Source organism: Methylibium sp. Pch-M (genome assembly GCF_004136295.1).
Taxonomy (GTDB): Bacteria; Pseudomonadota; Gammaproteobacteria; order Burkholderiales; family Burkholderiaceae_C; genus Methylibium; species Methylibium petroleiphilum.
Genome location: NZ_CP029606.1, coordinates 1,104,882 through 1,126,148, shown reverse-complemented (window position 1 = coordinate 1,126,148; position 21,267 = coordinate 1,104,882). Strand labels below are relative to the sequence as shown.

The window sequence follows — 21,267 nt, the reverse complement described above, 5'->3', positions numbered from 1 at the left end:
ATGATTCGCTTCCATCATAATCTTCAGCCATGCCAGCCCGTATTGCTGCGTTCGTCGTCTGGGCCGCCGTCGCGGCCTGCGTGGCCTTCTGGGGCCTGCGCATCCTCGTGACGCCGCGGCCGGCACCGAGTCAGACGCAGCCGGTGTCCGCGACCGACAGCCTGCGCGGCGACGTGACGCGGCTGTTCGCCGCGGCCGTGCCAACGGCGGCGACCCCGGTGACCGAGCCGGGACTCGCCAGCCGCTTCAAGCTGATCGGCGTCATGGCACCGAAGGACGGCGAACGTGGGCACGATCAGGGCATTGCGCTGATCGCCGTCGACGAGAAACCGCCCCGTGCCTACCGGGTCGGCGCGCGCATCGACAATGCGCTGGTGCTGCAGTCGGTGGCGCGGCGCAGCGCCACCATCGGCCCCTCCCAGGGAGCTCCTGCCGTTCAACTCGATCTGCCGCCACTGCCGTTGCCCGCCACCGGCAGCCTGCCACCGGCCGCCGGCCTGCTCCAGGCGCCACCGGCGGCCGAGCCCGCAACGGCGGTGCCGATGGCCCCGGCCGGTCCACCGCGGGCCCCGATCAATCGCCAGTGAGCCCGCGCTGACTGACGGACTCGCAGGGCTTCAGGGTCGCGTGCTGGAGCCGAAATCAGCTTCGACTGGCGTGTCGAGTGTGGGGAGGGTGGTCGTCGAGGGCAGCGTCGGGCCTGCATCCTCGCCTTCGGCCACTTGCGTCAGCAGTGCGGCCGCGCTGTGCACCAGCGGCCAAGCCAGCGTGGATCCTGTTCCGTCGGTGCTTTCCATGCCGAGCTCGAGCAGAGCGCTGGCGCGGAACAGGTTGAGCGCATGGTCCAGGCCGCGGTGGCCGTGGCTGCGGCAGAACACGACGTAGTCGGTCACCGGCGCCGAGATGCGGGCGGCCACCAGCAGGGCTGCGCACGCTGGCAGGCCATCGACCATGATCAGGTGCCGCTTGCTGGCCGCGACCAGCATCGCGCCGACCATCGTCGCCACCTCGAAGCCTCCGAAGGCGGCCAGCACCTCGACCGGATCGGTCACGTCGCGGTGGCGACCCTGAGTGCTCTGCAGCACCACCATCGTCTGCGCCAGCGCGTCGGGCGGCATGTCGGGGCCGGAGATGGTCAGGTCCCGCAGCGGGATGTCCGCCAGCCGCGACAGCACCAGCGACGCGCTCTCGTGGGCTCCGACACCGATGCCGGCGCAGGCCAGGACATTGCCGCTGAGCGAGTCGGCGATCTCCATGCCGGCGCGGATCGCGGCGTGCGCCTGGTCGATCGACATCGCCGGGCCGGACCGCGCACTGCGGGTGCCGAAACCGATCTTGCGCTGGAGCAGGCTGGGGTAGGGGCTCATCGTCTCGGCCAGGCCGGCATCGACGACCGTGAGGCCCATGCCCTGGATGAACGAGAACACGGCCATCGGCAGCCGTCCGGCGAGCAGGTGCGTGACCTGCTGCGACGTCGAATCGCCGCGCGTCGACAGTCCGTCGACGACCAGCCCGTGATCGCCGGCGAACACCACCAGCTGCGGGCTTTTCAGCCGGGGCTTCAGCGAGTTCTGGATCAGTCCCAGCCGCACCGCCAAGGGTTCGAGTTCGCCCAGGCTGCCGGCCGTCTCGGCACGGTGCTGCAGCTTCTGCCGCAGCGCATCTTCGAGCCGTGGATGGGCGGTGGGAGCAATGAGGGAGCGCTGGACGGACATGGCGGCGTGGTGGGTTGGTGCCGTGAGATTGTGAGCCCTGCGCCGATGTCGGGACAATCGCAGAGGATGACGGTCGGGCTCACCGTTGCCAAGAAGACCCCGTTGCCGTCGAGTCAGCGCAGGAAGAGCTGGTAGACCGGGTTGTCGGTCTCCTCGACGCAGGGGTAATCCAGTGTGGACAGGAACTCACGCAGTGCGCGCTGCGCGCCGCGGGGAATCTGCAGGCCGACAAGAATGCGGCCGTAATCGGCGCCCTGGTTCCTGTAATGGAACAGGCTGATGTTCCAGTCAGGGTGCATGCGGGTCAGGAAGCGCATCAGCGCTCCCGGACGCTCCGGGAAGACGAACCGGAACAGCCGCTCCTCGCGGGCCAGTTCGGAGCGGCCGCCGACCATGTGGCGGATATGGGTCTTGGCCAGTTCGTCGTGTGTCAGATCGACCGTCGCGAAGCCCTGCTTCTCGAACCGCTCGGCAATGCGGGCCGATTCGCCATGTTCCCGCGTGGACAGGCCCACGAACACCTGCGCGGTCTGCGCGTCCGAGATGCGGTAGTTGAACTCCGTGACGCTGCGCGGGCCGAGCAACTCGCAGAAGCGCTTGAAGGAACCCCGTTCCTCCGGGATCGTGACGGCGAACAGCGCCTCGCGCTCCTCGCCCACTTCGGCCCGCTCGGCAACGAAGCGCAATCGGTCGAAGTTCATGTTGGCGCCGCAGGTGATCGCCACGAAGGTCTTGCCCTTGCAGCCGGTGCGTGCCGTGTACTGTTTGATGGCCGCCACGCCCAGCGCGCCGGCCGGCTCCAGGATCGAGCGGGTGTCCTGGAACACATCCTTGATCGCCGCGCAGACGGCGTCCGTGTCGACGACCTCGAAGTCATCGACCAGTTGCTTCGTGAGGCGGAAGGTTTCCTCGCCCACCAGCTTGACGGCCGTGCCGTCGGAGAACAGCCCCACGTCGTGCAGAGTGACGCGCTTGCCGGCGCGCACCGAGCGAACCATCGCATCGGAATCGGTGGTCTGGACGCCGATCACCTGGATCTCGGGGCGGACCGCCTTGATGTAGGACGCGACGCCGGAGATCAGTCCGCCGCCCCCCACCGCGACGAACACGGCGTCGATGGGCCCCTGGTGCTGGCGCAGGATCTCCATGGCGATGGTGCCCTGCCCGGCGATCACGTCGGGATCGTCGAAAGGATGCACGAAGGTCTGCCCGTGCTCCCGTTCGAGCTTCAGTGCATGGGCATAAGCATCGGAATAGCTCTCGCCGTGCAACACGACCTTGCCGCCGAGCGCCCGCACGGCCTCGATCTTGAGTCGCGGCGTGGTGACCGGCATCACGACCGTCGCTTGGCAGCCGAGCTTGCGGGCCGACAGGGCGACCCCCTGAGCATGGTTGCCGGCCGAAGCGCAGATCACGCCGCGCTCCAACTGCTGCGGGCTCAGGTGCGCCATCTTGTTGTAGGCGCCGCGCAGCTTGAAGCTGAAGACCGCCTGTTCATCCTCGCGCTTGAGCCAGACCCGGTTGCCCACCCGCTCCGACAGCTGCGGTGCGAACTGCAGGGCCGATTCGATGGCCACGTCGTAGACCCGCGCGGTCAGGATGCGCTGCAGGTAGTCGGGCTTGGCCCCGGCCTTGCGGAGAGCGGGCTTGGCGACGGGGGTGCGCGGGGCGGGGCGCGGCGCGGCGCGGGCCATGGAGTCTCCTTGTTACAAGCGCGCGATCATAAGTCAGGCGCCGGCGCCGGCCAGTCGATCGCTGCGGCGCAGCAAGAGCGTTGCGGACGCACCAATAAAAAAGCCCAAGGCCGTGAGGCCCTGGGCTGAATCCACCTTTGGAGGAGGGTGGAGGAGACAAGCGGTGATTGGGTCAGAACGCTTCCAATCGATGAGTCATCATACAACGGAGGATGGTGCGCCGCAACAAGCACGAGCGTTCTTTTTCTAGGGGGACGGCTCCAGATTCGTGCGACTCGGCACAATCGGCGCCTCTTTCAGAGGAGTTTCAGGCATGGAGTGCACCGTTCGCTGGCAACCCGAGGCCGGCATGGCGTTCAACGCGGAGACCGGCAGCGGCCACCTGTTGTCCATGGACGGGGCCCCCGATGGCGGAGGGCGCAACCTGGCGCCGCGGCCGATGGAGACGGTACTCGCCGGCACCGGCGCCTGTGCCGCCTACGACGTGGTGCTGATCCTGAAGCGCGGACGCCATGACATCCGGGGCTGCGAAGTGAAACTGAACGCGGAGCGGGCGACCTCGGACCCGAAAGTCTTCACGAAGATCCACCTGCAATTTGTCGTTCGAGGCCGTGGCCTGCCCGCCGCGGCGGTGGAGCGCGCCGTCGCGCTGTCCCACGAAAAATACTGTTCGGCGAGCGCGATGCTGGCCAGGACCGCCGCGATGACGACCGGGGTGGAGATCGTCGAGGTCTGATCTGTCGGCGATCTCCGGGGCGGCGCACTCAGATGCGGTGCGCCGTCGAGGTCATGAGCTTGGCCATGCCTCGCATCATCCACCGGACCGGCGCCGGCAGCGTGGCGGCACCGGCGTGCTCGGCGGCGGCGGCATGCCGGGCTTCGTCTTCGCGCATCTGGGCCACGATGGCTCGCGACTCGACATCGGCCACCGGCAATCGATCGAGATGCTGCAGCAGGTGCTGCTCAACCTGACGTTCGGTCTCGACCACGAAGCCGAGGCTGGCTGCGTCGCCGAGACGCCCGGCGATCAGCCCCAGCCCGAAAGCCCCGGCGTACCACAGCGGGTTGAGCCAACTGGTGCGCCCGTTCAGTTCGGCGAGCCGCGCCTCGGTCCATGCGAGGTGGTCAGTCTCCTCGCGTGCTGCGTGTTCGAACTGGGCTCGCAGTGTCTCGTTCCGCGTGCCCAGCGCCTGTGAGGCATAGAGAGCCTGGGCGCAGACCTCTCCGACATGGTTGACGCGCATCAGTGACGTCGACAACGACTTGTCCTGAGGTGTCATGGCCAAGCCGGGATCGACGACGGGCTTGGGTGCTGGCCGGGATGCCGAGTGAGCTGCGAACACCGTGCTCAAGGCCTTGTCCAGCGAAGAAATCACCTGATCGGTGCGGCTGAGTGAACGCATGGTCGAAGCGGTGCGGTGAGGGGATCTTCAGAGGTTGAATGGGCGCTGTTCGTGAACGATTCCATCCATGACAGTCGTATGTCAGGGCATTTGTGCACCAATCAAGTGCATCAAAGTTGTCGTCCCGCAACAGAATAAGCATAGAACAAGCTCAGTGCTGGCGGGGGGCGCAACGGTCTGGTGGAATCGCTCCTCAGTTGGGACGGCGAGCAGCTTCGGGTGTCGCACACAGCATCCGAGGTTCCGGCTTCACCGAAACCACATGTTCAACTCTGGAGATAGTTGCAATGAAAAAATCAGTACTCGCTCTGGCCGCTCTGGGTGCTTTCGCCGGTGCCGCTTCGGCGCAATCGTCGGTCACCCTGTACGGCCGTCTGGACACTGCGGTCACCTGGACTGACAGCACGATCGCCGAAGACCGCTTCACGCTGAACAACCACCAGCCGATCGGTGGTTCGCGTTGGGGCCTGAAGGGCAGCGAAGATCTGGGTGGTGGCCTGAAGGCCAACTTCACGCTGGAGTCGGGCTTCAACTCCGACGACGGCAGCGCCGGCAACTCGGCCAAGCTGTTCGACCGCGCTGCCTGGGTGGGCCTGAGCTCGGCCAGCCTCGGCGAAATCCGTCTCGGTCGTCACGACACGCTGACCCGCCAGCTGAACCTGGGCTACGGCTCGGACCTGACGGCTGAAGGCGAAATCACGGTGGTGGACGGCAACTTCGGTGCTGCCGCCGGCCGCGTGCTGTTCCAGAACTTCGGCACCCGCGTCGACAACTCGGTCGTCTACCTGTCGCCGAGCTTCGGTGGCTTCCAGGTGCGCGCGCTGGTCGCCGCTGGCGAAGGCGCCACGGCTCGCCAGCAAGGTCTGTTGCTGGGTTATGCGGCTGGCCCGATCAAGGCCGGTCTGTCGTACGAAGAGTATGACGACGCCCCGGGCGGCGGTGGCAGCGCCTACAACAAGGTGTTCACCGCGGGCGGCAGCTACAACTTCGGCGTCGCGACGCTGGGCCTGGGCTATCAGAAGACCAGCGACTTCGGTTCGAACGTGGCCGAGTCGGGCGTGATCAATGATGTCGATGCCTACAACGTCGGCGTGCTCGTGCCGTTCGGCAGCTTCGAGTTCCGTGCCCAGTACACGCACTCGAAGGCTGATCTGGATGCGGGCGGCAGCAACAAGAACGACAAGTACGGCGCTTCGCTCCGTTACGCACTGTCGAAGCGGACCACGATCTACAGTGCCTACCTGCACCGCGAGTCGGACAACGACGATACGACCAATCTGAACGGCAAGGACCAGTTCCTGGTCGGCATCGGCCACAACTTCTGAATCGAGTTGCGCGCCTGAAGGAAGCGCCCTGCGGGGCGCTTCTTTTTTGGCCGATCGAGATGTGCCATGTTGTCGACGACGACTGACCGAACTCTGCCGTGTCCCTTCCGATGAGACGCTTGGCTCTCGGGGTGCTCTGCGTCCTCGGTGCCTGCGCGCAGGTTCCGAACCGCGACCCGCTGATCCTGCAGGCTCCAACCGGTGCGCCGTGGTCCCCGCACTGCGTTCCAGCCTGGCAACCGCACGCGCTCCCCGGCAAGCGCGGGACACGCTACGACCTCGGTACCGACGCCGGACAGGCCGTGGTGCGTGCGCGGGCCGATGCCTCGGCCAGCATGCTGCGTTACCGGGTGCGCCTGGAGCCCGACGCGTTGCAGACGCTCAGGTTCTCATGGCGTGTCAATGCGCTCATCGACCAGGCCGATGTGCGGCGCCGCGAGTCCGAGGACTCACCGGCGCGCATCGTGCTCGCCTTCGACGGTGATCATGGCGCACTGCCCCTGAAGGACCGCTCGCTGTTCGAACTGGCCGAACTCGTGACCGGCGAGCGCCCGCCCTTCGCGACGCTCATGTACGTGTGGGACAACGGTGCGCCGCTCGAAAGCGTGGTGATCAATCCGCGCAGCGACCGCGTCCGCAAGATCGTCGTCGAGTCCGGCCCGGCGCATCTGCGGCAGTGGCGCGAGCACGAGCGCGATATTTCCGCAGACTACCGGCGTGCCTTCGGCGAGGCACCGGGGGCGTTGATCGGTATCGGGCTCATGACCGATGCCGACAACACCGGCACGTCGGCCACCGCCTGGTACGGCGCGGTTTGCCTCAGCGGCGTGCCGCTGAGTTCCACACCGAACTGATCGGCGGCGGCACGCCTGGCGAGCGGCCACAATGGCCGCGCGAAACCCCACAACATGCTCGCCTTCCTGGTTCGTCGCCTGCTCCAAGCCGTGATCGTGATGCTGGCCGTGGCCTTCATCTCTTTCATGCTGTTCCAGCACGTCGGCGATCCGGTGACCCATCTGCTCGGGCAGGACGCGACGCCCGAGCAGCGCACGCAGCTGCGCGCCGACCTCGGCCTGGATCGCTCCGTGCCCTGGCAGTTCGCGCGCTTCGTCGGCAACGCCGTGCAGGGGGATTTCGGCCTGAGCCTGCGCCAGGGGCGCAAGGTGTCGACCTTGATCGCCGAGCGCTTGCCCGCGACCCTGGAACTCGCGATCACGGCCGCGGTGCTCGCGCTGGGGATCGGCGTGCCGATGGGCGTGATCGCGGCGCTGAGGCGGGGCAGTATCCTGTCGCAGATCCTGATGACGGTGTCTCTGCTCGGTGTCTCGTTGCCCACCTTCCTGATCGGCATCCTGCTGATCCTCGTGTTCTCCGTCGGCCTGCATTGGTTGCCGAGCTTCGGCCGTGGCGAGGTGCTGAGCATCGGTGGCTGGACGAGCGGCTGGTTCACTGTCAGCGGCTGGCAGCATCTGGTGCTGCCGTCCATCACGCTCGCGGTGTTTCAGCTTGCGCTGATCATGCGGCTGGTGCGCACCGAGATGCTCGAGGTGCTGCGCAGCGACTACATCCGCTTCGCGCGCGCGCGGGGCCTGAGCGATCGCGCGGTGCATTTCGGCCATGCCCTGAAGAACACGCTGGTGCCGGTGATCACGATCACCGGGCTGCAACTGGGTTCGTTGATCGCATTCGCGATCATCACCGAGACGGTGTTCCAGTGGCCGGGGATGGGTCTGTTGTTCATTCAGGCCGTGAGCTTTGCCGACGTGCCGGTGATGGCGGCCTACCTGTGTCTCGTCGCGCTGATCTTCGTGGCGATCAACCTGGCCGTCGACTTGCTCTACTTGGCGGTCGATCCGCGGCTGCGCCCTGATCGCGAAGCCGCGCATGGGTGACGCAGACGATCGCGACATGAACGCAGCCGCCCGTCATCGCTTCGTAGACGGCGAGATCTGGCAGAGCTTTTGCGCCTCGCCGGTGGCCATGCTGGCGGCGACCATCGCCGCGGCCTGCCTGCTTTGCGCGGTGCTGGCGCCGCTCGTGGCGCCGCACGATCCCTTCGATCTCGCGACGCTCGACCTCGGGGACTCGCGCCTGCCGCCCGTCTGGATGGCCGAGGGCAAGAGCGCCTACCTGCTGGGCACCGACGACCAGGGGCGCGACATCCTCTCGGCGCTGATGTACGGCGCACGGATCTCGCTGGCCGTGGGCGTGGCCTCGGTGCTGCTGTCGATGCTGGTCGGCGTGACGCTGGGTCTGGTGTCGGGCTTCGTCGGCGGTCGCGTCGATGCTTTCATCATGCGCGTGTGTGATGTGATGCTGTCCTTTCCGGCCATCCTGGTGGCCTTGATGATCGACGGCGTGGGTCGCGCGGTCTTCCCCGCGGCCCACGAGGCGCTGGCCTTCGGCGTGCTGATCCTCGCCATCTCGTTGACCGGCTGGGTGCCTTACGCGCGCGCAGTGCGCGGGTCGACCCTGGTCGAGCGACAGAAGGAGTACGTGCAGGCGGCACGCGTGATCGGCGTGTCGCCGGTGCGCATCATGCGTCGCCACGTGCTGCCGAACGTGCTCGGGCCGGTGTTCGTGCTGGCGACGATCCAGGTCGCGACAGCCATCATCACCGAGGCAACGCTGAGCTTCCTCGGCGTCGGCGTGCCGCCGACCTCGCCCTCGCTGGGCACCCTGATCCGCATTGGCAACGACTTCCTGTTCAGCGGCGAGTGGTGGATCGTGCTCTTTCCTGGCGCGATGCTGGTGCTGATCGCGCTGAGCGTGAACCTGCTCGGCGACTGGCTGCGCGACGCGCTGAATCCGAGGCTGCGATGAGCCACCCGCTGCCATGCTGAAGCCGCCCGGCCTGCTCGAGGTGCGCGATCTGGTGGTCGAGTTTCCCGGTCGTCGCGGAACGCTGCGGGCGCTCGACGGCTTGTCTTTCGACATCGCGCCCGGCGAGATCCTGGGCGTGGTCGGCGAGTCGGGGGCCGGCAAGTCGCTCACCGGCGCGGCCATCATCGGCCTGTTGGAGCCGCCAGGGCGCATCGCCGGCGGGCAGATTTGGCTGGCGGGCCAGCGCATCGACGACCTGCCGCCGGCCGCATGGCGCCGCATCCGCGGCCGGCGCATCGGCGCGATCTTCCAGGATCCGCTGACATCGCTGGACCCGCTGTACACCGTCGGCCAGCAACTGGTCGAGACCCTCCGCACCCACCTGCCGCTCGACGCGCGTGCGGCGCGGGAGCGCGCCGTGGCGCTGCTGCGCGACACCGGCATCCCGGCGCCCGAGGCACGCATCGACCACTACCCGCACCAGTTCTCCGGCGGCATGCGTCAGCGCGTCGTGATCGCGCTGGCGCTGGCCGCGAACCCGGAGCTGGTGATCGCCGACGAGCCGACCACCGCGCTCGACGTATCGATCCAGGCGCAGGTGATCGACCTGCTCAAGCGCCTGTGCAAGGAGCAGGGCGCGGCGGTGATGCTGGTGACGCACGACATGGGAGTGATCGCCGAGGCCTGCGATCGGGTGGCGGTGATGTATGCCGGCCGCATCGTCGAGATCGGCGCGGTGCGCGACGTGGTGCACGCGCCGGCGCATCCGTACACGGTCGGGCTGATGAGCTCGATCCCGGCGATGAACGAAGACCGCGAGCGGCTCGCGCAGATCGACGGCAGCATGCCGCGGCTGGACGCGATTCCCGTCGGCTGCGCCTTCCATCCGCGCTGCCCGCACGCCTTCGATCGCTGTCGCGCCGAGCGGCCGGTGCTGTCGGACGCGGGCCGCACGCGGGCGGCCTGCTGGCTGGTCGATGCCGCAGCGGAGCGGCCGGCATGAGTGCACCGGGCGAGGCGTTGCCGCTGGTCGAGGTGCGCGACCTGGTCAAGCACTTCGACGTCTCCCCTCCGTGGTTCGAGCGTGTGCTGGCGCGCAGGCCGCGGCAGACCGTCCAGGCCGTCGACGGCGTGAACTTCGTGATCGAGCGCGGCCAGACGCTGGCGCTGGTCGGCGAATCGGGCTGCGGCAAGAGCACGGTGGCGCGGCTGCTGGTCGGCCTGCACCGGCCCAGTAGCGGATCGGTACGATTCGGCGGTGAAGACCTGTCACGCGTGCTGGCCGGGCCACAGCACCGTCTGCAGATGATCTTCCAGGACCCCTACGCCAGTCTCAACCCGCGCTGGAGCGTGCAGTCCATCGTGGCCGAGCCGCTGATCGAGCAGGGCGTGGAACGCCGGCCCGCGGCCCTGCGCGAGCGCGTGGGTGCGCTGCTCGCGTCCGTGGGGCTGGCCGAGGCAGACGCCGGCAAGTTCCCGCACCAGTTCTCGGGCGGCCAGCGCCAGCGCATCTCGATCGCGCGGGCGCTGGCCACGTCGCCGGACTTCCTGGTGTGCGACGAGCCGACCTCGGCGCTCGACGTGTCGGTGCAGGCCCAGGTGCTCAACCTGATGAAGGACCTGCAGCGCGAGCGCGGCCTGACCTACCTGTTCATCTCGCACAACCTCGCCGTCGTGCGACACGTCGCCGATCAGGTGGGTGTCATGTACCTCGGCCGGCTGGTCGAACTGGCGCCGAAGCGCACGTTGTTCGAGCGGCCCCGGCATCCGTACACGCGCATGCTGCTCGACGCGGTGCCCGATCTCCAGATGAGCGGGCGGCCGCGCACACCGGTCCAGGGCGAAGTGCCCAACCCCCTGCAACCACCCAGCGGCTGCAGCTTCCATCCGCGCTGTCCGCATGCCGACGAGCGTTGTCGGCGTGAGCGGCCGGCCTGGCAAGAAATCGACGGCATCCGCGTGGCCTGCCATGCGGTGAGCGAAGGGCGGCTGTGAGCCGCCCCGCCGGAGCCACTCAGCCCTCGGGCAGCAGTCGCTCGCCGCGGAACAACTCGGATACGGCCTCGCGTTCACGGATCCGTGTGGCCACGTCGCCATCGACCATGACCTCGGCCGCCCGCGGACGGGTGTTGTAGTTGCTGGCCATGCTCATGCCATAGGCGCCGGCGCTGAGCACCGCGACGTGATCGCCGGGCTGCAACGCCAGCGCACGGTCGCGGCCCAGCCAGTCGCCCGATTCGCACACCGGGCCGACCACGTCGTAGACGATCGGCGGGCCGTCGCGCAGTCGGCACGGCACGATGCCCATCGTCGCTTCGTACATGGCCGGGCGCATGAGGTCGTTCATGGCGGCGTCGACGACACAGAAGTTCCTGTCCTCGCCGGGCTTCAGGTACAGCACCTCGGACAGCAGCATGCCGGCATTGCCGACCAGCGAGCGGCCCGGCTCGAACACCAGCGCCCGTGTGCCATGCCCGCGGGCGTCGAGGCGTTCCAGCAGCGCCGCGATCAAGGCATCGGCCGCCGGCGGCACCTCGTCGGTGTACTGGATGCCCAGGCCGCCGCCGAGGTCGAGGTGGTGGATGCGCAGGCCGGTCGATTCGACCGCCTCAACCAGGTCGAGCACGCGGTCGACCGCGTCGAGGTAGGGCGCGATCTCGGTGATCTGTGAGCCGATGTGGCAGTCGATTCCGACGACATCGAGCCCCGGGAGTTGCGCCGCGCGGCGGTAGGCCGCCACGGCCCGATCGTGCGCGATGCCGAACTTGTTGCCCTTCAGGCCGGTGGAGATGTAGGGGTGGGTCTTCGCGTCGACGTCGGGATTGACGCGCAGGCTGACGGGGGCGACCCGGCCCAGCGACAACGCCACCTCGGACAGCACCTCCAGCTCCGCTTCGCTCTCGACGTTGAAGCAGTGCACGCCGATCTCGAGCGCGCGCCGCATCTCCGCACGCGTCTTGCCGAGCCCGGAGAACACCACCTTGCGCGGGTCGCCGCCGGCCGCCAGCACGCGCTCCAGTTCGCCGCCGGAGACGATGTCGAAGCCGCAGCCGGCCTGGGCGAAGGTCTGCAGGACCGCAAGGCTCGAACTTGCCTTCATCGCATAGCAGATCAGGTGCTCCCTGCCGGCCAGCGCCCGCTGGTACGGCGCCAGCGCGGCGAGCATGGCACGGCGGCTGTAGACGTAGAGCGGGGTGCCGAAGCGTGCGGCGAGTTCGCTCGCCGCACAGCCGTCGATGAACAACTCCGTGCCGCGGTAGGCGATGAAGGGGGCGCCGGGTAGTGTCATCGGGCGACACCGGTGGGCGCGGAGGCTGCCTGGTCGGGAGCCGGCGCGGGCTTCGACGATCCCGGCAGGTAAAGCGCGCCCTTCTGGCCGCAGCCGCCCAGGGTCAGTCCGCCCAGTAAAGCACACACCGCGATCACGGAGATGCGGCTGCCTAGAATCGAAGCAGGTTTCAACATCACCGGATTCTACGAATGAGCACCGCGACCCCCGCCTCCGCGCTGAGCGACGCCGACTACCAGGCGCTGACGAGAGCCGTGCTGGGCGGCATCGAGTTGCAGGTGGATCGTTGGTTGCAGGACGATGTGGTCGATATCGATGCGGCGCGCACCGGCGGTTTGCTCGAGCTGAGCTTTCCGAATGGCAGCAAGATCGTCGTGAACACCCAGCCACCCCTGCAGGAGATCTGGCTGGCGGCACGCAGCGGCGGCTTTCACTATCGCCACGTGGCAGGCACCTGGTGCGACACCAAGACCGAGGAGGACTTCTTCATCACGCTGTCGCGCTGCGCCAGCGAACAGGCCGGCCGGCCCTTGAGCTTCACGCCGCCGACGACCTGAAGGCATGATGCCGGCGACGTCCCGAGCGGGATGACGCTCAGTTCTTGAACAGGTCGAGGATGCTCTTGCGCTCTTCCTCGGTGGGCGCGGGCGCCGCAGGTGTGTCGAGCCCGAGGCTGCTGACGCCGTTGCCCGGGCCGTATTCTTCGTAGTACCACTCGCCGCCAACGTTGAGCAGGCCTTCCGGAGGGGTGAGTTCGGTCACCTTCACGCCCTTGAGCGCCACGCTCATGTAATCGATCCACACCGGCAGGGACAGCCCGCCACCGGTTTCCCGGTCGCCGAGCTTGCGCGGCTGGTCGTAGCCGATCCACACCACGGCCACCAGATTCGGCGTGTAGCCCGCGAACCAGGCGTCCTGGGAGTCGTTGGTGGTCCCGGTCTTGCCGTAGACGTCGGTTCGCTTCAGGGTGGCCTGGGCACGCGCCGCGGTGCCTGAGCGCGTGACCTCCTGCAGCAGGCTGCTCATCACGAAGGCATTGCGACCGTCGATCACGCGCGCCGACTCGTCCAGCGGTGCTGGTTCGGTCTGCACCAGGATGCGGCCGCGGTTGTCGGTGACCCGCGTGACAAGCACTGGGTTGACGCGGTAGCCGCCGTTGGCGAACACTGCATAGCCCGCGGCCATCTGCAGCGGCGTGACCGAGCCGGTTCCCAGCGCCATCGGCAGGTAGGGCTGGTGCTTGTCGGCGTCAAAGCCGAAGCGGGTGATCCAGTTCTGCGCGTAGTCGGTGCCGATCGCCTCCAGGATGCGGATCGACACCATGTTCTTCGACTTTGCCAGCGCGCGGCGCATCGACATCGGGCCGTCGAATGTGCCGTCGTAGTTCTTCGGCTCCCAGGGCTGGCTGCCGGTAGCGGCCGCGTCGAAGAACAGCGGCGCGTCGTTGATCACCGTGGCCGGTGTGAAGCCCTTCTCGAGCGAGGCCGAGTAAATGAAGGGCTTGAAGCTCGAACCCGGCTGGCGCCAGGCCTGGGTCACATGGTTGAACTTGCTCTTCGCATGGTCGAAGCCACCCACCATTGTGCGGATCGCGCCGGTGCGCGAGTCGATGGAGACGAAGGCGCCCTCGACCTCGGGTACCTGGGTGATCGACCACACGTCCTTTGCCCCCCTGATGACGCGGATTACCGCGCCGCGCCGGATCTGGACCTTGGGGTTGGCCTTGGGCGACAGTCCCGAGGTCGCCGGACGCAGGCCTTCGCCGGTGATCGTCAGGGTGTCGCCGCTCTGCAGCACGGCCACGACCTGCTTGGGACTGGCTTCGAGCACGACCGCCGCCTTGATTTCATCATTGTCTGGATGCTCGTCAAGCGCTTCTGCGACCCGCGCGTCGAGCGCCTTGGGGTCCGCGGGCAGGTCCACATAGCCCTCCGGTCCCCGGTACACCTGCCGTCGTTCGTAGTCCGTGATGCCTCGGCGCAGCGCCCTGTAGGCCGCTTCCTGCTCGACCGCACGCACGCTGGTGTAGACGTTCAGGCCGCGGGTGTAGGCGCTCTCGCCATACTGGCTGAAGATCAGCTGGCGAGCCGTCTCGGCCACGTACTCGGCGTGCAGTGGGACCGAAATGTCCCTGCGGTACCTGAGCTGCTCGGCCTTGGCGGCCTCGGCCTGCTCCTCGGTCAAGTAGCCGTTCTCGTACATCCGCTCGATGATGTACTGCTGCCTCTGTCGCGCCCGCGTCGGATTGGCGATCGGGTTGTAGGCCGACGGCGCCTTCGGCAGGCCTGCGAGCATGGCCGCCTCGGCGGCTGTCACGTCCTTGAGCGGCTTGCCGAAGTAGATCTCCGAGGCGGCCGCGAAACCGTAGGCGCGCTGCCCCAGATAGATCTGGTTCATGTAGACCTCGAGGATCTGGTCCTTGCTGAGCTGGCTTTCGATCTTCAGCGCCAGCAGGATCTCGTACACCTTGCGGATGAAGGTCTTCTCGGTCGGCAGGTAGAAGTTGCGTGCCACCTGCATCGTGATCGTCGAGGCGCCCTGGCTGCGGGATTCGCCGACGTTGGCGAGCCCCGCGCGCACGATCCCGATGTAGTCGACGCCGCCGTGTTGATAGAACCGCGCGTCCTCGATCGACAGCACCGCCTCGCGCATCACCTTCGGAATCTGGCCGATCGGCGCGAACAGACGACGCTCTTCACCGTACTCGCCGATCAATACTTCATCGGCGGAGAAGACGCGAAGGGGCAGCTTGGGCCGGTAATCGGTGAGGCTGCTGATCTCGGGCAGGTTCGGATAGGCCACGGCCAATGCGATGGCCAGCAGCGCCAAGCCACCCAGCAGTCCTGATACGACGAGCGCCAGTGTCGACCCGCCGACCAGCAGGGGCCACCGGGCCGCGGCGGGCAGGTTGGATAGAAAACCGGCACGGGAAGATGTTGACGCCGTCGGCGAGGGCTTGCGATCTTTGGCGCTCATGAATCTCCAGCAGGACCCGATGATTATAGAAATGCGCTCCGAACGACACGGATCGCATCCCGGCATGCCCACCGAGGCCCGGTGCGCGAGGGGCTAGGCGCTTGCCCGGACCGTGAGTTTTGCAACGTGAGCTTGTCGCGTGGTCGCCGACGCGCAGCCTGAAAGCATTGGGACACAAAGGCTTTACTGCTAGCATTGAAGTAACTTCTTAACAGCCGTGCAGCGGCGAGCGGGAGACCGTGTGGGCTTTCTAGACGGGTTGATGGGAGGCAAGCAAGCGCCGCTCGTCGGGCTGGATATCAGCTCCTCGAGCGTCAAGCTCGTCGAGCTGGGTCAGTCCGCCTCGGGCCAGTACGTGCTTGAGCGTTTTGCCACCGAGAGTTTCGAGCGAGGCTGGATCGCTGACGGCCAGATCGAGAAATTCGATGAAGTGGCCGACGCGGTGCGCCGTGTCGTCAGCAAGAGCGGCACCCGTTCCAAACGGGTGGCGATGGCGATGCCACAGTCGGCAGTGATCACGAAGAAGATCATGCTGCCGGCCGGCTTGCGTGACGAGGAACTCGAACTCCAGGTCGAGTCCGAAGCCAATCAGTACATTCCGTTCTCGCTGGATGAGGTGAGCCTGGATTTCTGCGTCGTCGGGCCGAGCCCGTCTTCGGTCGGCGACGTTGAGGTGCTGATTGCTGCGTCGCGGAAAGACCGGGTGCAGGATCGTCAGGGCCTGGCCGAGGCCGCCGGACTGAAGCCGGTCGTGCTGGATATCGAGTCACATGCCTCTCGTCTGGCCATGATGCGCATCGTCTCGGCCTTGCCGAATGAAGGGCGTGATGCGTTGGTGGCGCTGTTCGAGATCGGCGCCGAAACCACCAGCCTCAAAGTGCTTCGCGACGAGGAGCTGCTGTACGACCGTGACCAAGCCTTCGGGGGGTCGCAGCTGACACAAATGATCTCGCGCCAGTATGGCTTCTCGTTCGAAGAGGCCGAGCAGAAGAAGCTGGCCAGTGATCTTCCGGAAGACTACGAATCGAGTCTGCTGGTGCCGTTTGTCGACAGTCTGGCGCAGGAGATCGGTCGGGCGTTGCAGTATTTCTTCACCAGCACACCGCACCACAAGGTGCACTACGTGATGTTGGGGGGGGCACCGCAACCTTGCCTGGCTTGAAGGAGCGCGTGACCGAATTGACGGGCTTTGCGTCGATGGTCGTCAATCCTTTCGAAGGCATGCGCCTCGGGTCCGCTGTGCGCGAGAGCAAGCTGCGCCGTGAAGCCCCGGCCTACCTGACCGCGTGCGGCCTGGCGATGCGGAGGTTCCTGTAATGATCTTGATCAACCTCCTGCCGCATCGCGAAGAGCGGAGGCAGCGTCGCAAGAAGGCCTTCTTCGTCGGGCTGGGTGTTGCAGCCGCAGCAGGTATCGCCATTGCTGCGCTCTGGTATCTGGTGCTGCAACAGATGATCAGCACCCAGCAAGAGCGCAATGCCTACCTGACAGCCGAGATCAAGAAGCTCGAGGAGCAGATCAAGGACATCGCAACGCTCAAGGCCGAGATTGACAGCCTGAAGGCTCGTCAGAAGGCAGTCGAAGATCTGCAGACCGACCGCAACATCCCTGTTTACCTTCTGAACGAGCTCGTCAAGCAGACGCCCGAAGGCGTGTACCTGACCACGATCAAGCAGGATGGTCAGGTGGTGGCAATCAACGGCATTGCGCAGACGAACGAACGCGTTTCCGAATTTCTGCGCAACACCGCCTACAACTCGACCTGGCTCGAGAAGCCGGAGTTGGTGGAAATCAAGGCGGCCAGCCTGACGACGCCCAACCGCGAGCAGAAGCGATTGTTCGATTTCGTGGTGAAGGTCGGTCTCAAGCGTCCTCAAGTGGAGACGCCGGACAAGTCGGCGGTCCCCGGCGCTGCGGGGGCCTCGGCTCCGGCGGCGGCTGCGTCGGTGCCCCGTTCCTGAGGACGCTCAGATGGCAACGAAAAAGAACCCCGCACTCGATCTGAACTCCGTCCTGCAAGATCTTTCCGGGCAGTTCCGTGGGCTGAATACCAATGAGCCCGGCCAGTGGCCGTGGCTGCCCAAGTTGGTGACCTTCGTGGCCGTGGCGGCCGCGTTGGTGGTGGTGGCCTGGTTCGTTCTGCTGTCGGCGACGGCCGACGAGTTGCAGGCCGAGCGTGACCGCGAACCGGGTCTGCGGCAGGACTACCGCGCCAAGCTGGCCCAGGCGGTGAACCTCGGCGAACTGCGCAAGCAGAAGATCCAGGTTCAAGAGTACGTCACGCAACTGGAGAAGCAGTTGCCGGGCAAGGCCGAGATGGACGCGCTGTTGTCGGACATCAACCAGGCTGGTCTGGGCCGCGGTTTGCAGTTCGAGCTTTTCCGGCCGGGGCAGGTGGCGGTCAAGGACTATTACGCCGAATTGCCGATCGCGATCCGCGTCACGGGTCGGTACCACGACATCGGCTCCTTCGCTGCAGACGTGGCAAACCTGTCCCGGATCGTGACCTTGCACAACCTCAACATTTCCGGCGTCGGACCCGGTGGCGCGCAGAATGCAGCCAGCGCGGGGACCGGCAACCTGAGCATGGACGCCCTGGCGCGCACCTATCGCTACCTTGATCCGAGCGAGGTGGAGACTCAGCGCAAGGCGCGGGAAGCCAGCCAGAAAGCTGCAGCGGGGGCGAACAAATGACCAGGCCGTTGCAACGCACCGCGCTGCTGATGTCCGCAATGGCAGCCGTGATGCTGCTGTCGGCCTGCGGCGCCGAGCAGGAAGAACTTCAGGCCTGGATGGACCAGCAGCGTCGTGAAGTCCGCCCCAGCATCGCACCGCTGTCGCCACCGAAGCGCTTCGATCCGCAACCTTATGAGCAGGCTCGTGCGGTAGAACCGTTCAGCAGCCAAAAGCTCGCGGTGGCCCTCAAGCAGGAGGCGCGTCAGCCGAATTCACTGCTGGCGGGCGAGATGAACCGCCGCAAGGAGCCGCTGGAGGCCTATCCGCTCGACTCCATGAGCATGGTCGGCAGTGTGTCCAAGCAAGGGCGTCAGTTCGCACTGTTGCGAGTCGACAACCTGCTCTACCAGGTCAAGGTGGGTGACTATCTCGGTCAAAACTACGGAAAGATCACAAAGATCTCCGAGACCGAGGTGGGCGTGCGGGAAGTTGTTCAGGATGCCGCGGGTGAATGGATAGAGCGTCCCTCTGCCCTCCAACTGCAGGAGAAGGCGCGATGACGAAAATTCGGGAGATCACGACCATGAACCAATGGCGAGCACCAGCCGTCGCGCTCGCGCTGTTCTTCTCCGCGGTGTCCGCGTGGGCGGAGAACGCGATTCAGGCGATCAACAGCAGCCAGCAGGGCGCGGCCGACGTGGTGCGCATCGAACTGAGTGAAGCGTTGGGGGCCGTGCCGGCAGGGTTCGCTGTCCAGACGCCGCCGCGCATCGCGATCGATCTTCCGGGGGTGAGCAACGCACTGGGGCGTTCCAGCGTCGACGTCAACCAAGGCAACCTGCGATCCGTCAACGTCGCTCAGGCGGGCGATCGGACCCGCCTCGTGCTGAACCTGAAGCAACCGGGCAATTATTCGGCGACGCTCGACGGCAAGACTCTCGTGCTGACGCTGCAGACCAGTGGCAATGTTGCGGCCGCACCCACGACGGCCGCTCCCGTCGCCGCCTCAGCGACGGCGGCCCCGGTACATTTTGCCGACAGCCTCAATGACGCACCGCAGGTGCTGCGTGCCGTCGACTTCCGCCGCGGCCAGGATGGTGCCGGTCGCGTGGTGGTCGATCTGCCCAGCAACCAGGTCGGCGTGGACATTCGCCAGCAGGGCCAGAACCTGGTAGTTGAATTCCTGAAGTCCAGCCTGCCCGAGAATTTGCGTCGCCGTCTTGACGTGACTGACTTTGGCACTCCGGTGCGGACTGTGTCGTCCTTCCAGAGTGGCGACAAGGTCAGGATGGTGATCGAGCCGACCGGTGTTTGGGAGCACAGTGCCTACCAGACCGACAACCAGTTCGTGCTCGAGGTGCGCCCGCAGAAGATCGATCCGAACAAGCTGACGCAGGGTCCGGGCTATGCCGGCGAGAAGCTCTCGTTGAATTTCCAGAGCATCGAGGTTCGTGCGCTGCTGCAGGTGATCGCCGATTTCACCAACTTCAACGTGGTGACCAGCGACACGGTGACCGGCAACGTCACGCTGCGCTTGAAGGATGTTCCTTGGGATCAGGCGCTCGACATCATCCTGCAGGCCAAGGGTTTGGGTGTGCGCAAGAGCGGAAACGTCTTGTGGATCGCGCCGAAGGATGAGATTGCCACGAAGGAGAAGCTCGAACTGGAATCCAAGGCGCAGATTGCGTCCCTGGAGCCGGTCCGCACTCAGGCATTCCAGCTGAACTACGTGAAGGCCGAGGAAGTATCGAAGGGGCTCACGGGGCAGCAGGCCGGGCAAGGTGGTAGCGGTGGGCAAGGCGGTGGATCGAACAACAGCCGCATCCTGTCGCCGCGCGGCAGCATCGTGTACGAGACGCGCACCAACCAACTCTTCGTCAGCGATATTCCCTCGAAGCTTGAAGAGGTGGCGCAGATCATTGCCCGTATCGACATCCCGGTTCGTCAGGTACTGATCGAGGCGCGCATCGTCGAGGCGACCGATACCTTCGGCCGCTCGCTCGGAGCCAAGCTCGGTGCGACCGTCGCACCGTCGTCGAAGGTGAACGCCGGCATCGGCGGCAACTACCTCGGGATCGGCGCAGCCACCGGACAGGCGGCCCCAATCAACAGCAGTGGGCAGACCACAGGCACACCGTCGACCAACAGCTACTTCGTCAACCTGCCCGCCGTCGGTCAGAACGGCTATGACGCGGCCACGTTCGCGGTGTCGATCTTCAATTCGGCGATGAATCGCTTCCTGAATCTCGAGATCTCCGCACTGGAAGCCGACGGCAAGGGCAAGATCGTGTCCAGTCCGCGGGTGGTCACGGCCGATCAGGTCAAGGCGCTCATTGAGCAGGGCACGGAGATTCCGTACCAGACGGCGACCTCCAGCGGCGCGACGGCGATCCAGTTCCGCAAGGCGACGCTGAAGCTCGAAGTGATCCCGCAGATCACCCCGGAGGGCAACATCATCCTGGACGTCGATGTGAACAAGGACAGCCCCGGAGCCACCACGGCAGCCGGGATCCTGATCAACACCAAGCACGTCAAGACGCAAGTGCTGGTCGACAATGGCGGGACGGTGGTGATCGGTGGCATCTACGAGCAGACCGAGCAGGTCGACAACACCAAGGTGCCGCTGCTGGGCGATGTGCCGGTGCTCGGTGCGCTGTTCCGCAGCCAGACCAGGACGTCGAACAAGACCGAACTGCTGGTGTTCCTGACGCCCAAGGTCGTGACCGACCGCACTGCCGCTGCACGTTGATCGGGGGCGTCGCGGCAAACCGACGACAGCCCGTCGACGGGCAGCAGCCGGACGCCGCAGTGCGGCTGGCGCTGGTCGGCCTCCCCGGTTCGGGGAAGTCCTCGGTCGGCCGCATGCTGGCGCGGAAACTCGGCGTCAGTTTCACGGATTCCGACACGGTGATCGAACAGCGGATCGGGGAACCGATCCGCTCCTACTTCGAGCGCGAGGGCGAAGGCCGATTTCGCGATCTTGAGCAGCAAGTGATCGGCGAGCTCTGTGCCAGCCGGCTCGGTGTGCTGGCCACGGGCGGCGGTGCCGTCTTGCGGGAGGCCAATCGCCGTGCCCTGCACGAGGACTGCACCGTGCTCTACCTGCGATCCTCGCCGGAAGAACTGCACCGGCGCCTGCGTCACGACACGCAAAGGCCGTTGTTGCAGGTCAAGGATCCTCGGGCCCGGTTGCAGCAGCTCTATCGCGAGCGCGATCCCCTGTACCGCGAGACTGCGCATTTTGTCGTTGAGACGGGGCGGCCAACGGTCCAAACCCTGGTGGGCATGATCCTGATGCAACTCGAGCTGGCCGGGATCGTCGATGCGAGCCGGGTGCCCTCCGCCGTCGAGCCGCCGCGCTAGGAC

Annotated in this window: 20 protein-coding genes and 1 pseudogene; 15 read left to right on the top strand and 6 right to left on the bottom strand. The window is 66.3% G+C overall.

Annotation, left to right across the window (positions count from 1 at the left end; genetic code table 11):
- The first annotated feature begins 29 nt into the window (after positions 1-29).
- The gene (locus C1M51_RS05295; protein WP_129448553.1) at positions 30-587 is read left to right on the top strand and encodes a type II secretion system protein N; all 558 of its coding nucleotides are present in this window, start codon (positions 30-32) and stop codon (positions 585-587) included.
- A gap of 30 nt (positions 588-617) precedes the next feature.
- On the opposite strand, the gene C1M51_RS05290 is transcribed toward C1M51_RS05295, so the two are convergent.
- Together C1M51_RS05290 and ilvA are read right to left on the bottom strand one after the other, a co-directional pair.
- Positions 618-1,715, bottom strand: coding sequence for a nicotinate-nucleotide--dimethylbenzimidazole phosphoribosyltransferase (locus tag C1M51_RS05290; RefSeq protein ID WP_011830702.1), 1,098 nt, complete (start codon positions 1,713-1,715; stop codon positions 618-620).
- A 113-nt stretch (positions 1,716-1,828) separates the two neighbouring features.
- A complete protein-coding gene (gene ilvA / locus C1M51_RS05285) occupies positions 1,829-3,409 on the bottom strand; it encodes a threonine ammonia-lyase, biosynthetic (RefSeq protein WP_129448552.1) in 1,581 nt (526 codons plus the stop codon).
- A gap of 313 nt (positions 3,410-3,722) precedes the next feature.
- Here ilvA and C1M51_RS05280 point away from each other — a divergent pair, with 313 nt between their 5' ends.
- On the top strand, positions 3,723-4,145 hold the full coding sequence (locus tag C1M51_RS05280; RefSeq protein ID WP_129452098.1) for an OsmC family protein: 423 nt from the start codon (positions 3,723-3,725) through the stop codon (positions 4,143-4,145).
- A gap of 28 nt (positions 4,146-4,173) precedes the next feature.
- On the opposite strand, the gene coq7 is transcribed toward C1M51_RS05280, so the two are convergent.
- Positions 4,174-4,812, bottom strand: coding sequence for a 2-polyprenyl-3-methyl-6-methoxy-1,4-benzoquinone monooxygenase (coq7, locus tag C1M51_RS05275; protein ID WP_129448551.1), 639 nt, complete (start codon positions 4,810-4,812; stop codon positions 4,174-4,176).
- A 287-nt stretch (positions 4,813-5,099) separates the two neighbouring features.
- Between coq7 and C1M51_RS05270 the strand changes: the two genes are divergently transcribed.
- The 6 genes from C1M51_RS05270 to C1M51_RS05245 all read left to right on the top strand — a co-directional run bounded on the left by C1M51_RS05270 (position 5,100) and on the right by C1M51_RS05245 (position 10,955).
- Positions 5,100-6,137 (top strand): porin, encoded by a 1,038-nt coding sequence (locus C1M51_RS05270; RefSeq protein ID WP_129448550.1) that lies wholly within the window; start codon positions 5,100-5,102, stop codon positions 6,135-6,137.
- A 110-nt stretch (positions 6,138-6,247) separates the two neighbouring features.
- Positions 6,248-6,991, top strand: coding sequence for a DUF3047 domain-containing protein (locus C1M51_RS05265; protein WP_129448549.1), 744 nt, complete (start codon positions 6,248-6,250; stop codon positions 6,989-6,991).
- Between the two features lie 54 nt (positions 6,992-7,045).
- Complete coding sequence (locus C1M51_RS05260; protein WP_129448548.1) at positions 7,046-8,029, top strand: ABC transporter permease; 984 nt, start codon at positions 7,046-7,048, stop codon at positions 8,027-8,029.
- 16 nt (positions 8,030-8,045) lie between these two features.
- Positions 8,046-8,960, top strand: coding sequence for an ABC transporter permease (locus tag C1M51_RS05255; protein WP_129448547.1), 915 nt, complete (start codon positions 8,046-8,048; stop codon positions 8,958-8,960).
- 13 nt (positions 8,961-8,973) lie between these two features.
- Positions 8,974-9,963, top strand: a complete 990-nt coding sequence (locus tag C1M51_RS05250; protein ID WP_129448546.1) for an ABC transporter ATP-binding protein — start codon at positions 8,974-8,976, stop codon at positions 9,961-9,963.
- The gene (locus C1M51_RS05245; RefSeq protein ID WP_129448545.1) at positions 9,960-10,955 is read left to right on the top strand and encodes an ABC transporter ATP-binding protein; all 996 of its coding nucleotides are present in this window, start codon (positions 9,960-9,962) and stop codon (positions 10,953-10,955) included. Before C1M51_RS05250 ends, C1M51_RS05245 begins: the two co-directional genes overlap by 4 nt.
- Positions 10,956-10,974: 19 nt before the next feature.
- Here the strand turns inward: C1M51_RS05245 and lysA are convergent, their stop codons facing one another.
- Entirely contained in the window at positions 10,975-12,249 is a 1,275-nt protein-coding gene (gene lysA / locus C1M51_RS05240; protein ID WP_129448544.1) for a diaminopimelate decarboxylase, read from the bottom strand.
- Positions 12,246-12,425, bottom strand: coding sequence for an LPS translocon maturation chaperone LptM (gene lptM, locus C1M51_RS05235; RefSeq protein WP_129448543.1), 180 nt, complete (start codon positions 12,423-12,425; stop codon positions 12,246-12,248). Before lptM ends, lysA begins: the two co-directional genes overlap by 4 nt.
- A 15-nt stretch (positions 12,426-12,440) precedes the next feature.
- On the opposite strand from lptM, the gene cyaY reads away from it, so the two are divergent.
- Positions 12,441-12,806, top strand: coding sequence for an iron donor protein CyaY (gene cyaY, locus C1M51_RS05230; protein WP_129448542.1), 366 nt, complete (start codon positions 12,441-12,443; stop codon positions 12,804-12,806).
- 37 nt (positions 12,807-12,843) lie between these two features.
- On the opposite strand, the gene C1M51_RS05225 is transcribed toward cyaY, so the two are convergent.
- Entirely contained in the window at positions 12,844-15,225 is a 2,382-nt protein-coding gene (locus C1M51_RS05225) for a penicillin-binding protein 1A (RefSeq protein ID WP_129448541.1), read from the bottom strand.
- A gap of 262 nt (positions 15,226-15,487) precedes the next feature.
- On the opposite strand from C1M51_RS05225, the pseudogene C1M51_RS05220 reads away from it, so the two are divergent.
- From C1M51_RS05220 to C1M51_RS05195, 6 genes and pseudogenes are all read left to right on the top strand, one after another.
- Positions 15,488-16,542, top strand: a pseudogene (locus tag C1M51_RS05220) (pilus assembly protein PilM).
- A complete protein-coding gene (locus C1M51_RS05215) occupies positions 16,542-17,186 on the top strand; it encodes a PilN domain-containing protein (RefSeq protein WP_036229400.1) in 645 nt (214 codons plus the stop codon). The pseudogene C1M51_RS05220 and the gene C1M51_RS05215 overlap by 1 nt, the downstream one beginning before the upstream one ends.
- Positions 17,187-17,196: 10 nt before the next feature.
- A complete protein-coding gene (locus C1M51_RS05210) occupies positions 17,197-17,919 on the top strand; it encodes a type 4a pilus biogenesis protein PilO (protein WP_011830687.1) in 723 nt (240 codons plus the stop codon).
- Positions 17,916-18,461: a pilus assembly protein PilP gene (locus C1M51_RS05205; RefSeq protein WP_129448540.1), complete on the top strand. Its 546-nt coding sequence runs from the start codon at positions 17,916-17,918 to the stop codon at positions 18,459-18,461. Before C1M51_RS05210 ends, C1M51_RS05205 begins: the two co-directional genes overlap by 4 nt.
- On the top strand, positions 18,458-20,650 hold the full coding sequence (gene pilQ, locus C1M51_RS05200) for a type IV pilus secretin PilQ (protein WP_129448539.1): 2,193 nt from the start codon (positions 18,458-18,460) through the stop codon (positions 20,648-20,650). The genes C1M51_RS05205 and pilQ overlap by 4 nt, the downstream gene beginning before the upstream one ends.
- Before the next feature lie 59 nt (positions 20,651-20,709).
- Entirely contained in the window at positions 20,710-21,264 is a 555-nt protein-coding gene (locus C1M51_RS05195) for a shikimate kinase (RefSeq protein ID WP_129452097.1), read from the top strand.
- Positions 21,265-21,267: the final 3 nt, after the last annotated feature.

Bases quoted from the DNA above. Each gene is read 5' to 3' on its own strand.
- C1M51_RS05295 (WP_129448553.1), top strand. From the start codon at position 30: ATGCCAGCCCGTATTGCTGCGTTCGTCGTCTGGGCCGCCGTCGCGGCC.
- C1M51_RS05290 (WP_011830702.1), bottom strand. From the start codon at position 1,715: ATGTCCGTCCAGCGCTCCCTCATTGCTCCCACCGCCCATCCACGGCTC.
- ilvA (WP_129448552.1), bottom strand. From the start codon at position 3,409: ATGGCCCGCGCCGCGCCGCGCCCCGCCCCGCGCACCCCCGTCGCCAAG.
- C1M51_RS05280 (WP_129452098.1), top strand. From the start codon at position 3,723: ATGGAGTGCACCGTTCGCTGGCAACCCGAGGCCGGCATGGCGTTCAAC.
- coq7 (WP_129448551.1), bottom strand. From the start codon at position 4,812: ATGCGTTCACTCAGCCGCACCGATCAGGTGATTTCTTCGCTGGACAAG.
- C1M51_RS05270 (WP_129448550.1), top strand. From the start codon at position 5,100: ATGAAAAAATCAGTACTCGCTCTGGCCGCTCTGGGTGCTTTCGCCGGT.
- C1M51_RS05265 (WP_129448549.1), top strand. From the start codon at position 6,248: ATGAGACGCTTGGCTCTCGGGGTGCTCTGCGTCCTCGGTGCCTGCGCG.
- C1M51_RS05260 (WP_129448548.1), top strand. From the start codon at position 7,046: ATGCTCGCCTTCCTGGTTCGTCGCCTGCTCCAAGCCGTGATCGTGATG.
- C1M51_RS05255 (WP_129448547.1), top strand. From the start codon at position 8,046: ATGAACGCAGCCGCCCGTCATCGCTTCGTAGACGGCGAGATCTGGCAG.
- C1M51_RS05250 (WP_129448546.1), top strand. From the start codon at position 8,974: ATGCTGAAGCCGCCCGGCCTGCTCGAGGTGCGCGATCTGGTGGTCGAG.
- C1M51_RS05245 (WP_129448545.1), top strand. From the start codon at position 9,960: ATGAGTGCACCGGGCGAGGCGTTGCCGCTGGTCGAGGTGCGCGACCTG.
- lysA (WP_129448544.1), bottom strand. From the start codon at position 12,249: ATGACACTACCCGGCGCCCCCTTCATCGCCTACCGCGGCACGGAGTTG.
- lptM (WP_129448543.1), bottom strand. From the start codon at position 12,425: ATGTTGAAACCTGCTTCGATTCTAGGCAGCCGCATCTCCGTGATCGCG.
- cyaY (WP_129448542.1), top strand. From the start codon at position 12,441: ATGAGCACCGCGACCCCCGCCTCCGCGCTGAGCGACGCCGACTACCAG.
- C1M51_RS05225 (WP_129448541.1), bottom strand. From the start codon at position 15,225: ATGAGCGCCAAAGATCGCAAGCCCTCGCCGACGGCGTCAACATCTTCC.
- C1M51_RS05215 (WP_036229400.1), top strand. From the start codon at position 16,542: ATGATCTTGATCAACCTCCTGCCGCATCGCGAAGAGCGGAGGCAGCGT.
- C1M51_RS05210 (WP_011830687.1), top strand. From the start codon at position 17,197: ATGGCAACGAAAAAGAACCCCGCACTCGATCTGAACTCCGTCCTGCAA.
- C1M51_RS05205 (WP_129448540.1), top strand. From the start codon at position 17,916: ATGACCAGGCCGTTGCAACGCACCGCGCTGCTGATGTCCGCAATGGCA.
- pilQ (WP_129448539.1), top strand. From the start codon at position 18,458: ATGACGAAAATTCGGGAGATCACGACCATGAACCAATGGCGAGCACCA.